14 protein-coding genes are annotated in these 14,528 nt (G+C 33.3%); 1 reads left to right on the top strand and 13 read right to left on the bottom strand.

The features are described from left to right. Nucleotides 1-74: 74 nt before the first annotated feature. From ACIQXJ_RS04620 to ACIQXJ_RS04585, 8 genes are all read right to left on the bottom strand, one after another. Complete coding sequence (locus tag ACIQXJ_RS04620; RefSeq protein ID WP_403050193.1) at nt 75-1,490, bottom strand: M20 family metallopeptidase; 1,416 nt, start codon at nt 1,488-1,490, stop codon at nt 75-77. A 20-nt stretch (nt 1,491-1,510) separates the two neighbouring features. Further along, entirely contained in the window at nt 1,511-2,740 is a 1,230-nt protein-coding gene (locus ACIQXJ_RS04615; RefSeq protein WP_403050190.1) for an MFS transporter, read from the bottom strand. Between the two features lie 435 nt (nt 2,741-3,175). Next, nucleotides 3,176-4,498 (bottom strand): hypothetical protein, encoded by a 1,323-nt coding sequence (locus ACIQXJ_RS04610; RefSeq protein WP_403050187.1) that lies wholly within the window; start codon nt 4,496-4,498, stop codon nt 3,176-3,178. A gap of 191 nt (nt 4,499-4,689) precedes the next feature. Continuing rightward, nucleotides 4,690-7,566, bottom strand: a complete 2,877-nt coding sequence (locus ACIQXJ_RS04605) for a hypothetical protein (RefSeq protein WP_403050184.1) — start codon at nt 7,564-7,566, stop codon at nt 4,690-4,692. A 445-nt stretch (nt 7,567-8,011) separates the two neighbouring features. Beyond that, on the bottom strand, nt 8,012-8,338 hold the full coding sequence (locus tag ACIQXJ_RS04600; protein ID WP_403050181.1) for a DUF5713 family protein: 327 nt from the start codon (nt 8,336-8,338) through the stop codon (nt 8,012-8,014). A 208-nt stretch (nt 8,339-8,546) separates the two neighbouring features. Continuing rightward, entirely contained in the window at nt 8,547-9,071 is a 525-nt protein-coding gene (locus tag ACIQXJ_RS04595) for a hypothetical protein (protein ID WP_403050178.1), read from the bottom strand. 287 nt (nt 9,072-9,358) lie between these two features. Next, nucleotides 9,359-10,006, bottom strand: a complete 648-nt coding sequence (locus ACIQXJ_RS04590) for an SMI1/KNR4 family protein (RefSeq protein ID WP_403050175.1) — start codon at nt 10,004-10,006, stop codon at nt 9,359-9,361. A 286-nt stretch (nt 10,007-10,292) separates the two neighbouring features. Beyond that, the gene (locus ACIQXJ_RS04585) at nt 10,293-10,967 is read right to left on the bottom strand and encodes a hypothetical protein (RefSeq protein ID WP_403050172.1); all 675 of its coding nucleotides are present in this window, start codon (nt 10,965-10,967) and stop codon (nt 10,293-10,295) included. A gap of 417 nt (nt 10,968-11,384) precedes the next feature. Here ACIQXJ_RS04585 and ACIQXJ_RS04580 point away from each other — a divergent pair, with 417 nt between their 5' ends. Next, nucleotides 11,385-11,855, top strand: a complete 471-nt coding sequence (locus tag ACIQXJ_RS04580; RefSeq protein ID WP_403050169.1) for a hypothetical protein — start codon at nt 11,385-11,387, stop codon at nt 11,853-11,855. A gap of 12 nt (nt 11,856-11,867) precedes the next feature. On the opposite strand, the gene ACIQXJ_RS04575 is transcribed toward ACIQXJ_RS04580, so the two are convergent. From ACIQXJ_RS04575 to ACIQXJ_RS04555, 5 genes are all read right to left on the bottom strand, one after another. After that, nucleotides 11,868-12,281, bottom strand: coding sequence for a hypothetical protein (locus ACIQXJ_RS04575; protein WP_403050166.1), 414 nt, complete (start codon nt 12,279-12,281; stop codon nt 11,868-11,870). A 95-nt stretch (nt 12,282-12,376) separates the two neighbouring features. Further along, entirely contained in the window at nt 12,377-12,772 is a 396-nt protein-coding gene (locus tag ACIQXJ_RS04570) for a hypothetical protein (protein WP_403054917.1), read from the bottom strand. After that, entirely contained in the window at nt 12,700-13,110 is a 411-nt protein-coding gene (locus tag ACIQXJ_RS04565; RefSeq protein WP_403054831.1) for an RHS repeat domain-containing protein, read from the bottom strand. Before ACIQXJ_RS04565 ends, ACIQXJ_RS04570 begins: the two co-directional genes overlap by 73 nt. 209 nt (nt 13,111-13,319) lie before the next feature. Beyond that, a complete protein-coding gene (locus ACIQXJ_RS04560; RefSeq protein ID WP_403050164.1) occupies nt 13,320-13,994 on the bottom strand; it encodes a hypothetical protein in 675 nt (224 codons plus the stop codon). Nucleotides 13,995-14,086: 92 nt separating this feature from the next. Then, nucleotides 14,087-14,242 (bottom strand): HNH endonuclease, encoded by a 156-nt coding sequence (locus ACIQXJ_RS04555; protein WP_403050161.1) that lies wholly within the window; start codon nt 14,240-14,242, stop codon nt 14,087-14,089. Nucleotides 14,243-14,528: the final 286 nt, after the last annotated feature.

Here is a 14,528-nt window from a genome sequence, read left to right as displayed (position 1 = left end):
ATGCTATCATCCTTTCCCTAACTAGGGAAAAACAGAGCCTTCTTAGTAAATTCTACGAAGACTCCATTTTCTATTTAACGCTTTGGAGGATTTGTTCCTTCAGGGATTAAAGAAACATAAGTTTCCCCATCTAGGCGTTCCTTCCATTCTTTTTTAGCTTCTGCAATAAGCGCAGGATTATTTATTAATTCAACTGCTGTGCAAGCCATAATTTTGGCAGCCTGTAGCATTCCTTTATGAGCAATCGGCATGACGCCCTGTGATACAACCTGCCAAGTATGAAGCGGTGTACCTAGTGCCATACAGACAGTTGTACATTGAACAGTTGGAACAATCCAGCTAACATCTCCTACATCTGTTGATCCGCCCATGATAAATTCTGGTAGGACACTTGGGATGTGATCAGCAATGACTTTATCTTTTAACTGCATCGCATCTTCTTTTTTTAGACCAACTAATGATGATGCTTGAATTTCAGGGCTAAACGTATTAAAAATAGCTTGCGCATGCTGCTCATCTTCTATTGTATAAGTTGGCATACCAATTTCAAGTATTTGTTTTTGCATTGCGTCATACAGCGTTTTGTTTGAAATAAGATTGGATGCAGCTCCCTCAAAGGCAATCTCCACCGAAGTTCCTGTCATCAACGTTGCGCCTTTCGCAATATTTTCAACACGTTGATAAATCTCTTGTACTTGTTGTTTTTTAGGTGCTCTTACTAAATAAGTTACCTCCGCATATGGTTGGACAACATTCGGAGACGTGCCGCCTGAATCTGTAATCGCATAGTGCAAGCGCGCCTCTGGAATAATATGCTCACGTAAATAGTTTACCCCAACATTCATTAGCTCAACTGCGTCTAACGCACTTCTGCCAAGATGTGGTGCAGCGGCAGCATGTGCACTTTTCCCCGTAAACTTAAAAGTTACTGCATAGTTTGCTAGAGAGCTACAAGTCATGACCGATGTAAAAGTACCCGGGTGCCAAGATATCGCAATATCGACATCATCGAAAATACCAGCCTTCGCCATATAAGCTTTACCTGAACCATTTTCCTCTGCTGGACAACCGTAGAATCGAATCGTCGCCGACTGATTATTTTGCTCTAAGTAATCCTTCACCGCAACAGCAGCAGCAAATGCACCTGTTCCTAATAAGTTATGTCCACAACCATGACCACTTCCTCCATTCTCTAATGGCTCATAATGTGTAGCACCACCTTTTTGACTCAAGCCTGGGAGTGCATCATATTCACCTAGAAATGCAATAACAGGCTTTCCAGAACCGAATGTTGCTACGAGTGCCGTTTCAAGCCCAGCAACGCCAACTTCTGTCGCAAAGCCCTCTTTTTCTAATGCAGCTTTCATATACTGAACAGATTTTTTCTCTTGAAAGTGCAGTTCAGGCACCGCCCAAATCGCATTGCTCAATGCTACACTCGCTTCACTTTTTGCTTCAATTAACGAAGATATTTTTTCATGATTACTCATATTTTCTCCTCCAATGACGTTTATAAATTCAATAGTTTTCCTTTTTGATCATTTAACGTTAGTAGTGAAATAATACAAATTCCTGCAAATCCTATTAGCATCCAAAAGGCTGCGTCAAAAGAACCGTCAAACGCATCAACCATAAAGCCGATAGCCATTGGTGTTACAAATCCTGCTAATTGACCGCCAGTATTGGCAACCCCCATTGCCGAACCTGTAATAGATGATGGTAATTTTTTTAATACTATAGCAGGTAGTAATGTAATAACAAATGCAATAAATATCGACACAACAGTTTGATAGCCAATAAATAATGTCACAGATTCTGCTGTAAACATTAAATACAATAAAATTCCAATAACTGCACAAGAAATGGAACCTAAAATTTTGTCCATTCCACGTGGTAGCTTATCAATAATAAAACCACTACCATAAACACCAATAATTGTTGTAATCGCTGGAATTGTTTGTGCCCAACCAATCGACATCAAATCAAGTCCACGATTTTTTTGAAGATAAGTTGGAATCCATGATACTAATCCCCAATTCACTGCGTAAATACAAAAATAAGCAATAATTAAATTCCACATAAGTGGCGTTTTAAGTAGCTCCTTAAAGCTAACTTTAGTAGTAACTTTCCCATCACCAACATTACCTGTTGATTCGGTTTGCTCTTGTGGAAGTTTAATGTATTTCCAGTACAGAATGGCGATAAATGCTCCTATTAAGCCGATAATAATGAACATCATACGCCAGCCAATTGTTCCTAATAAATAAGCAGAAAGAAGTGGAACGATTAACGATACAATTCCTCCAGAGGTAAGCATAATCGACATTGCTCTCCCTCTTTCTTCTTTAGGGAAAACAGTTGCAATGATTTTAGAGCTAGCTGGCTGGAAGCCACCTTCACCAATTCCGAATAAAAATCGAATAACAATCATTGCCGCTAAAGACCATGCTATAGCAGTTAAGCCCGTAAAGATGGACCACATAATGACAGCTATTAATAAAATTCGTTTCGCACCAAATTTATCTGCTAACCAACCACCAGGAATTTGCATAATCGCATAGCCTAAAAAGAAAGCGCTTAAAATAATTCCTGTAGAAGACGCATCTAAGCTTAAATCCCCTGTAATTGCTACAACTGCGTAGTTCATAATGTAACGATCTAAATTCCCCAACGACCATCCTAAAAATAATAGCGCCAGTATAATATTTCTAGATTTTTTTGTCATTTCATTTGTTGTCATCCATATCCCTCCCATGTTTCACGAAACAAATACCAGTTATGCTGTAATCGATAGTATAGGCAAAAGGTGTGTAATTTTTTATATTTCCCATACCACAATTTTTTGCTATTACTACTTTTCCACCTCTCCCTATCTATTAAAATAACTATCCCCTTTATATAGCGACATTTTCGTTATATATTCGTATAATAATCAAAATATTAAGATCTGACAATATTTTTTTGAAAATTTCTAATAGATAGTCGAGGGAGAAATCGGTACAAAATGGATTTGTCAAAACAAAGAAACCGTTGATTTATCTACATTTTCAGCATGATTATCGGAAAGAAAAATCATTAAAAATTTTTTATTGTTAATTAACTTGTAGTATCTATTCTCAAAAAAAAAAATGTCCCAAAAACCATTAATTGGTTTGGGACATTAATAAATATAAATTTAATAAGTAGACTGTTGCATGACAAGCTGATAGATTTTAATTGGTCGGCCACGTGTATGCTGTAATTCCTCACCGCACATTTTTGCTAAACCGACATTACACAAATCAGCAACGATACGCTGCGCATTTCGCTCACTCATTTGAAGCTGTGTAGCTAAATCCTTTGTCGTAAAATGCTTCCATCGCATTTTTTGGACGAGTGCCAGTATTTTTGTATAGGTTTTAATGCCGACACCACCCCTTTTTAATTTTTCAAGTATTTCAGGATCATCTGCTCGATAGGAATAGGAGAGCTCTTCGGTATTCCCAACGGATTCAATAATAGTTCCATCTTCTTGAATCATCACAATATCGATGGAATCATTTTCTTTCGTTTGTCGTACAGCTCGATGCGCATTTAATTCCGCATTAAAGACAGTCTGTGCAAAACCAATCCCCGCTGTAACCTTGGCATCCAATTCAATAGACAATTGATACATTTTTTCTGTAATAAATTGTATGTGCCCTTCAATTGCTCCCCTTGTACTAAAGATTGTATACCTTCCATTCCCTTCCTCAATTAGAGAGCCGTCAATCTGTTCACATAATTGCAGAAAGTTTTCCTTCATTCGTAATTCTAGATACTGTATACGATAGCCTTGCTTCATTCGTTCCTTCAATGAATCGAAATCTTTTATTTCGAGCATCACAGCACCAATTTGTGTTTCTTTATAATAGGACGTTTTGATTTTCTCGGTAAACAACTGCACTGTATGATAAATTTCAGTCTTTGTAGGTGAAACCCAATGTGAAGGAACGCCCATTTTTTGCAATTGTTCATCCACCGATGGATAACATGTAATCGCAAAATCAATTTTTCCATCTTGCCATAGCTCATAATGGAAATTAAATAATTCCTTTGGATCTATAGCGACATCAAATTCTTTTAAATACATTTTTTTCACGCTTTTTTCAATTTCTGCTAATCCTTCTGATGCCATTTGTGCAGGCGAAGGGATAATATCAACACTTACATGCTCAATAAATTTCTTCATTTTATAAGTTTGCTCTAAAAAGCCTTTATAGATGGCCGCCTCAGAAAAGATAATATGCGCAAGCTTATCCTTTGAAATGCTTGTCTGATTCGCAATTGTATAAGGTATGTATCCTGAAAATAGCCAAAAATCAACATCTTGATTATGAGTCTCTACAATGTGCTTTGTTTCAGTAGCAACGACATAAATATATGGAATAAACTCCATATCCTGTTCTATTTCTTGTGCCATTTCGATGATTTTTTCAACAGATTTAATTGGTCCAACAACACCTATTTTATACATCATAACTTCCTACTTTCTATTAACAAACTGCACTTTTTCTTAAGGAATTCTCGCTGCTTAAACCATTTAACTGTAAATAGTATAGCGAAAATTAGATTGTTTGGACAAATGATAGCAATATTTTCAGTGTAATACGCAAATTTTCAACTATACGAAAACCCCGAATAATAGAAAATTATCCGGGGCATTGTTTATTATTTATCAGTTGTATACATTTTATTATAAAGGATTTCTAATTTCTTGGAAAGCTTAGCATACGCATTTTGCCATGCTTTACGAGCAGCTTCATTGCCTTCAGTAGCAGGTACATAGAGCGCATGTACATCTGCAACCTTCTTCAAGTCACTCTCTGCCTGTGTTAGCTTTGAATAATTTTTTACAATATTTTTTTCAGAAGTACCAAGAGCATCATATGTTGTACGAATTTCTTTTACCTTCGGTTCTAAATCATCAATATATTCGCCATTAATAAGTAGTGAATTAATGGATTCAATTAATTTCAAAGCAATTTCATTCGATTGTTGTTGTCCTTGTTCTTTATCAATAATGGCTTGTCGGATTTCTGAACTAACTAAACTCATTTGTTTTGAAGATAGCTTGGCAAAAGCCTTAATCACTGTTGTTGGATTACTAATAAATGATTTTTCATACTGCTTTATGAATGTCTCTACTTTTTTTACATCTGAAACTGCCGCAGTTAAAATCGAAGCATTCGTAATACGTTTTTTATCATTAGCGCTTAACTTATTATATTGTGAGGAAAGCTCCATTATTTTTTCTTTTGAAACTGTATATATATCGTTAGAGATGATATTAGCAATTGCCTTATTCAAATCCACTATGTCTGGTGCATTGCCATCCACTAAACGATTGTTGAGTAAATCTTCGTATTGCTGTTTCGCTAAATGCTGCTGGTTGGCAGGTAGTTTAGCATAAGCAGTTTGTACGGTTTGAATTTTTTTAGCTTGTTTTGTAACATCTGTTTCTTCTCGTGCAGTTTGAACTTTTTTATGGAATGACTTTACTCCAGAAAGATCTTTGCTAGCAGCTGTTAATAAATAATAGTTTGTTACATACTTTCGTGCTGGAGAAGATAGGCTTTTATATGTCACGGTCGCTGCATTAACAGCCGATTCATATTGGGCAAATGTAAAGTTTGTAACGTCAGCAAGCTTTGCAACGTTTGCTTTCAAAGCTTCTGCGGCATCCTTATCAGCAGGTACCTTACCGTTTCCATCAACCGTAACATTTGGTGAATTTAATAAAAAATCATCTGCACTATAAACGAGTGATTGTTGCAAGCTAGTTAACTTATTATAAGCTTTCAACGTACTAGTATAGCTTGAATTAAGCTTGTTTTCGGCAACACCAGAAACTTCGGAAAGCTTTTTATAAGCATCCATTTCTTTTATTACTTTTTCAGCTGTTTTTAAATCCTTCTGCAACGTAACAATGCGGTCATAACCAATAATTTTTGCAGCAGAAGTTTTCGTTAGCCCTTTATATTCATTAATAATTCGGTTTACATTCGTAACATGACTTTGCCAAGAATGTACGGACGGATCGATTGGGTACATGTCTTCTGCATCACCAACGTAGGTGTCGATCTCAGCGTTTAATCTATCAATTTGGCTGTCTTCTGCGTTTTCCGCTTCAAGTAATGTCGTGACATAATTGGCTGGTACTAACTGTAATTGTTTATATGTTAGCTTTTCATAAGCTGTACGTATTGATTTTGCTGTCGTCACTTGCTTGCTAGGTGTATTATTGGGTGACAGCTTATCAAAAAGTTTAATAAACTGCTCAACCTTTTTAATATCCTGCTTCGCATCACTTAAAATGGTTTGATTTTGAACAGCTGAACGATAATTTTGAGATAATTTGGCTATATCTTTTTCTATTGCTTCCACTGCTGTTTGTAACGATTTTATGTTCGTTGGTACATACTTAACAAGAGAATTTTCATATGCTAATAATGCAACAATTTCCTGGTTTAATCGTCTAACTTCCTTAAATTCATCGATATCAGTTGGATTTTTCAATATATTTTTAATACTATTATATAAAGCATCATTGATATCCAAACTGCGTTGTAATAAATCCAACTTATCATAAGTCTCTTCAATTTCTTTTAAATATTGTGTTTGGTTCTTTTCATCAACGTCATTCAACTTATCAACTTTCTCATTTAACTTGCTCAATAGATCTATATCAGCAAGTGCTCGCTTCAAAACATCATAATTTGTCACATTAGCCTTTGCAGGTGCTGTTAATGCCTGATACTTAGCCTCTAACGCCGTAACATCCGCTTTAAATGAAGCTAGGCTTGAGATATTATATTGATGGTCATTTTTAAGCAACGTTTTAATCTCATTAATCATTGTGTTTGTTGGTTCATTTGATACTGTAATCTCATCAGAAAAATCTGATTCTACAATAGCTGTACCAACTTTTGCTTTGACCCTAACCATAATATCTTTTATATTTTCTTCTAAAGCATTTTTTGGGACTGTATATGTACCACTAGTTGCTCCATCAATAATTGTGAAAGAATCACCAACTTTATAGAACCATTGGTAGCTATATGTAATTTGACTACTTTGTAATTTTGCTCCTGCACTATCAGTAACATCGACTGTAACTTTTACTTCTTCCCCAGGCACAATATACTTTGAAGCAATTAAAAATTCTGGTTTTGTAATCGCAAGTTGTAGTGTATTTATAGTTCTTGTTGCACTCTTATATCGATTATCTGTCGTTGTGATCGCTTCTACAAATATTGTTTTCCCTGCAGCATCTACTGGTACTGTGAAGGATGAAGTAGTTGCACCCGAAATCGGTTTATTCGTAACATTATTCGTTCCATTTTCGCCCGTTGCCTTTTCAACATAATACCATTGATAACCTTTAACAATTGTATTGGCTGGTAAATTTTCTATAGAAGCTTTTAAAACTCCATTTACCATATTTTCACCTGTCACTGTCACTTCTGATTCCGCCGCTCCCGCAACCGTCGGGACAATAAGAACTGCAGGAATAGCTGCTACTGTGATAAATAATTTTTTATTCAATTTTATACCTCCTTCATACATCTATTATGTATATCGGTTATATTTCAATAATTTCTTTCGTTTTATTGAATATTTCTAAAAGGTGTAAATTCTCCTTATTAAACATTACTAAATAATAATATATTGATATTTCATTCACTAGGTTCGCTTTTCAACAAATTCTTTAGCATTAGTTAGAGGGACCCCCTCTTCAGTTTCAGAAACATTAAAATGTACAAAGTGGATTAATTTAAAAACAAGAGTATTGTCGGGCGTCTATCTTAAACATTAAAAAGCACTTGTTGCTTATTAGGCAAGCAAGTACTCTTTACTTTTTTATTTCTTTAGGAGAAATTGATTTAATTGTCAGAGGAAGGCTAAAATATATTTGGCCTTCTACCCAGGTAAAAAACATAGATAAAGAAGATGTTTATAACCTATGTTATATCTCATGTAATTTGTTTTTTCACCAATCTCTTTCTCTTAAAGCTTCTTCAATATCTATATCAACCTCAAAATATTGTAAAATTTCTTCTACTGTTATTGCGATAGAATCTCGTGCAACAGTTTCAATTTCACTATCATTTTGATAAAACTCATCCTGGAGTTCATTGATTGCTAAAGTCATTTCATCTAACTTTTCCTGAACCTCCTCAACCGAATGATTGCCTTCTTCAATAAAATGAATTACATTAATAATATTCAATTGAATTTTATTCACTAAAAACGATGGGTAATAAGAATCTTCGTACATATCCGATAAATATTTGAATTCAGAGTCAAGTTTTTTCACAATAATTCCTCCTTTGATTTTGATTATGATTATGATTATGAAAGTTTGATGCTACTCTTTTTAAGTATGATACCCAAATTAAAATTACTACAATCCTAGGTATAATATTTTTGTAAATAGTTCAGCACTTAGATAAGCAGCAGTGCTCCCTTCTGATTTACCCCTCACTAACAATTTTCTAAAGCTTCTTTTATTTTAAATAGTATTGTTAGTATATTTTCAATACACCTTTCGTAAGGTCTATTGGCGCTCCTGTATAATCTTCTTTAATTTCTCCTATCCAGCCACAAGGAATATTCCCCACCGAATAAACATCAACTAAATGCATAAAAAAGATGGGTATTTTTTTATTAATCGATAGATAATGATTTTCCATAGCAGCGCTAAGAACTATCCATGAGACATCATCTACAAACGGTTTTCCTAGGTCATGTTTATCAGCATAGCTCTTTATTGTTTCAGTTAATGTTATTAAATTTTCCTTATAATACTTTGTTACTTCATTCCAACGTTGGTATTCATTCATGTTATGTTTGTGTAAAAAAGTTGTTAATCTATTTCTTGCTTCTAAAGTTAGATCTTCCCATGACGTTGATGAAATCGAACTTTTGAGATCCTCAACTGAACTAACGATTTGAATATTTACAGGAAATTCTGCAAGAAAAAAATCCTTCCCACAATTATTAAACCAATCAATATTTTGTAATCTGTCGATAAAATTTGAATTATTCATTTTTTCTCCTTACCTACATCTAGTTATAGAAAACGAATAGTATCATATTAATCCTTAACTAATAAAATTATATAACCCATCGGCCTTCTCTTTATGAATAACTTCGAGCATATTAAATAACTTAACATTGTTACTTTTATCTGTATCAGTCAAAATGGTATAGATATAGTTATGAACTGAACACCAAAACTTATGATTTTCAGAGAGGACACAATAGCCTTTATTATCATTTTTCTCTACATGCATCCATTTCCATCCATATTCTTTTTCTATAATAGCTCCATTTATTAACCATATAAGTAATCAATAAAATTATCAGCATATTCCTCTTTTTTCAAAATACTACTTAAAGATGACTTTAACATATCAATAAAATCATCGTAGATATCGAAAGTTTCTTCATCCATTATTTCTCCTTTGAATTTATTATGTATTATTTCTAATGTCACCGCAATTGCATCTAGAAAGGCCGAAAAAGAATCTGCAATTGGAAATAAATGACTTGTTTCATAACTTGCAAAAACTGGTGAATTTTCTTGATTTGTGACAACTACAATTGGATCATCATCCTTATCAGCAACTACAAGCCAATTGGGATCCCAATTTGGATTTTCACTTTTTTCGTTTCCAATCCATCGAAATCCTTCTTGCCTTCGAACTAATTTATCTGCTGGATACAAATAAAGTGGGCTATTCCCTAAATCAATATCTGTACAATCTAATTGATAGCCATCAGGACGGATTTTACAAATTATTTCACAATGTTGATAAAAGAATATTAATTCCGGAGATAGATAGATTTTTTCATCGACATGAAGATTTGCTAATTTTGGCCTATAACGTACACCACCATTTTTTTTAACTGTGGATTCTTCTTTTGGATATTCACCCATTGCCTGTATGAATTTTAATACTGAATTTTCTAGTTGTTTCATAAATAATTCTATCCTCTCGTTTCTATTTGATATATTGCTGCCTCATTTTTGATGGTCCATGAACATAACACTCTTTAACACTTGCCATGCCTATATGTATATTCATTAACAGCACACCTTTTTATATAAATAAAAAACATATGTAATGAAAGCGTTATTTAGCGTTTTCTTTACATATGCCCAAAATAGTTATCCTAATTTTACCATAATATTAAAAAACTCTCTATTTGTAAAATAATGTTTTATTTCTTTGTACAATTGCTCTATATTAACTCAATCTTTAATACTAGCTATTTTTCCCTGGACTAATTAAAATAACATTCTTTGAATTGCGAACCTCTAAACAATTGTATTTTTGATTTATTACCTCAATTGTTTTGCCATACTTCATAAGTGTGATATCTTGGATGATCAAATAAGGTAAACTATTCAATTTTTCTCTCATATCGCGAATCGAAAGTTTCAAATTAAAAAATTTTCTTATTTCCATAATAAATTTATTTGCTTCAATTGGTTTTCTGACTACATAAACTTTTACCTCATCTATCAATTCAAGTTCGTCTGAAGTCAAATTATCTTCATCTATTACAGGATCATCTTCTAGCCAACTAAAAAAATCAATATCCAAAGAATAAAAGGGCAATGACAATGCCCCCAAATCTTGATAGTAAACGTTTAGGTCGCTATTCTTTTTTAAAAACAATCCTTGCCCTCCTCCATCATCCCCTATCAAAATATATTCTGGTGCGTAAGTACTTACTTCATACAACCGGTTTCTTTCCGTTGCGATATCAATGCCATAAATATTTATTCCGTTTTCAAACGAAACTTCATTATACGATTTCCAAAACTCAATCAATCTTGAAGGTATGATAGTTTGAAAATGACTATGGATTTTATGTTCCTCAATGTTTCTTTCTGCTCTATTGATTAAAGGTGTCGACTTAAAATTTAATATCATTTATTTCCTCCAATTAAAAGTGACCTAGCATAATAAATTGTAATAAGCTTCTCTTGCTAGCTTTTGTACTTGCTTTTTGGATACCCTTTTTGCCTCTATTCTAATTTAAATAAATGATTAAAACCCTAATTGGCTATAATAAATCTTAATTTTTACAATTTCTTCGATTAATTTCAGCCTAGATTACTGTTCTATATTTAAATAAAAAATTTGATAGACAACTATTCTATCAACTTTTCCAAATATTATCCATAAAAAAACTGAGGTGGTTTTTTATCCATTCCTTTGCAATTTTGGATTCATAACTCTTGAATCGATTTTTTAAAAAAGAGGTTGTTAAATCGATTCAAAATTTCCCTTTATAGAGTGTTAGTGCTAACAAAACAAAATTTATTATTAAAATGGAGGAATTTAATTATGGCAACAGCTAAATATTCTCGTTATGAATACAATGCAACTACTTCTATTTCTCGAGTAAATGTTACTGATATGCATCGAGCTCAAGAGGCATTCATCAATTATTGGAACGGTAAGGTTTCATCGGCAGCAACAACAACATTCCTAGGTGGACTTGCTACTGCTGCTTTAGAAAAGGTTTTTAATAAATCAGCATATACAGCTATTCCATCCCTTCTTGTATCTGCATTAACAAGTGCGAATGAGTGGGAAAAAAATGAAGTCTTACGAGTAGCAGAAGAAGGCTATAATCAAATAACTAAACTATTACGAATTTTCATTGATAATAAAACTTATGTTTCTATTGAATTTAGTGTTAACTATTTGGCATTCAAAAACCTTGCGACAGGGAACACAGACTTCACTATTATTCAAGGTAATATTATTCCTAAAAAAATTATTACATCAAGTGGCGGTTCTATTCCTTTGTAAAAAAAGCACCCTTTAGTGGGTGCTTTTCACTATTTCAAAGAATTTATCAAATACCTGTTTATTTTGTATTTCATAAGTTTTGTGATTAAAAGTTAATAGTCCGTTTTCACTGAGATAAATAACATGCAAATCGTTGTTGTGATAAATAATCATAGAGTATCCTTCGTAAGTAAAATTAGAGCTAGTTCGTTTGATTTCTAGTTTTTCAAGTGAATTTATGAAAGTTGGAAATACAGTACTATCTTTTTTGATAGTTTTAACGTTGCGCTCTGTATCTATGATACTAATATCATGGGTTTCTTCTGCTAAAGAATCTGTATCGAAAAAATCTTGTACAAGATTTTTTGTTTTGTATTCATTAAAAATATATAGTGAGACCATTGCTATTAAAAAGAAAGCCATAATAAATTTTATTTTTTTCTTCATTTGTAACAACCTCCTATATTAAAATTTTAAAATTTTAAGTTTTTTTTGTCAAAGTAGGTTGTTAAATTTCTTCGTTTTCATATTAGTTAGGTTGTTTAAGAGCATTGCCAGAAACCAGCAATGATCTCTCCTGTTTCATTATGTTTATATAAATATAATGAACCGTACATAAACACATAATCCATATTATCACTATAGCCTTCCTCTTCTATTTGCAGAAAAAAGGAATAATTATTATTTTCCAACCCGTTATAATAATAACTTTTAGGTTGAATAAGACGTGGTTCTCCAAGAACTTTAATAAACAAAAAATTATTCCCTTGATTTTCAGAATAATCGCTGATCGAGTTCATACCTAAATCTAAAATGCTTTTATCAGGATTGCTTCCCATTTCTGAGTATGTATGCTCTATAACCCTCACTTCAATTGAAGGATAAATATTTTTTTCCAATAAAGTATCAAAATCCTTATGAATAATAATAGAAAGCATAATATCATCCTTTTCTGGATGAAAAGCGTAGGATTCCCACCAGCCAGCCCAATCGGGTCAACCTGCGTATAATTCCCTTGCTCTGGGTCGTAGTATCGGAATCGGTTATAATACAAGCCTATTTCAATATCTTCATACTGCCCTTGATATCTAAATGGAATGAAATCTTTTTCACCAGTGAACTCGTTCACTCGTTCATACACATCAAGCTCAGCCGACCAAACCTTATGACCTTGTTCATCATAGTCTTCGACGGGTGTTCCTAGATAATCACTATTCTTACTTATAATCCTAATGATACAGCCTTCATGAGTGAGTTCTCTATTCTGAAAACACATCCTTGTTCTCACTTTATCCAACTACCTTTTACGCTCTAAAATATCATTTTAGTATCTTTTCTAACAGTAAGCATTTTCATGTGTCATAGCTGACCATCATTAATGAAATATACGTCCCATCACTTTTTCGTATAAGTAAATAACCTTGAAAGGCATATAGCCAATCAAGGTTAAATAGCTACTCAACATTGGGTAACCATAGTAGTGGTCTACTTATCCCAATTTACCCCAATCTCTTCAAACGAAACCATACTTTCACTCAAGCCTTCAGAACTTTCAGTTCCAATTAATTTAATCTCATTTTTTGTCAAAGTGATGGTTCCATGAGAATTATTTATTTTTCTATTATATATGGACTTTAACAATTCTAATTGTTCGGAAGTCATCTCATAATAATCTCGCCAAGCTCCAATTGCAGCGTCACTATCCATAAACTGCTTTTCTAATAAATATCCTCCACATTGAACTATTTTAATGATATTATCATTTGAAGTGATAGTATCATTATCACCCCAAATTCCAGTCGTGATAAATGGTGAAATTGTGCCTTCTTCATCCTCTTCAAGAAGATATTCTAAAGTTTCATTCTTAGCCAACTCAATGATATCTTTTGGTGCACCTGTAAAAAAATCTATAGCTGTAGGGATATCAATTCGGGGAAAATTTTCATTTCGAAATGCCCCAACAAAATAATTATCTTTGAAAGTAATAGTTCCTCTTCCTCCCGAATCATCGACAACACTATAGTTATCACCATCCCATGAATGTTCATATGATAATTCAGGATAATGAGCAACCATTATTGCATGTGCTACCGATGCAAGTATACAACCACTCCATAAATTATTTTTATTTAATTGACTATTTAGTATTATAGGCTTCATTTTTTTCTCCTTTTTGTTTTAGTTGGTGATGTTATCGTACTTGACTTATCAAGTTCCGAGGGTAACTTATTTGATTTTTCTCTATTTTCTTTTCAAGATAATACTTGTGCATTACTGTAACTGTTAGTGCCACCTTTATCTCTAGGTATAACATGATCGATTTGCCATTCATTCGGATCAGGTGTACACCTTTTTTTACTTTTTTGAGGTTTAGTTAAAATTTGACCTGTTTGATCAGATTTAACCACCCCTCCGTTTTGTTTCATATTTTCATCAATTATCTTTTTCTTTTGAGCTGCAGTAAAATTCTTCCCAGAACCTACATGTTTGGAATCTATAAGATGTGAATAAGGTCCACTTCCTATTTGTGGGTTACTTTTCTTCTCAGCTTGATGTTTTTGTGGTTTTTGAGGTTTACCCGTACCCTTAAATTACAGAACTAAGACTCACTAAAAATGGTGGTAGTTGGATTATCCAACTACCACCATTTTATCATTCACTCAAATTAACTTACTTAACACACTTTTATCTTCA

Origin of the sequence: Lysinibacillus sp. NPDC097868, assembly GCF_044761135.1 — a bacterium.
Taxonomy (GTDB): domain Bacteria; phylum Bacillota; class Bacilli; order Bacillales_A; family Planococcaceae; genus Lysinibacillus.
This window is presented reverse-complemented; position numbering and strand designations above follow the sequence as displayed.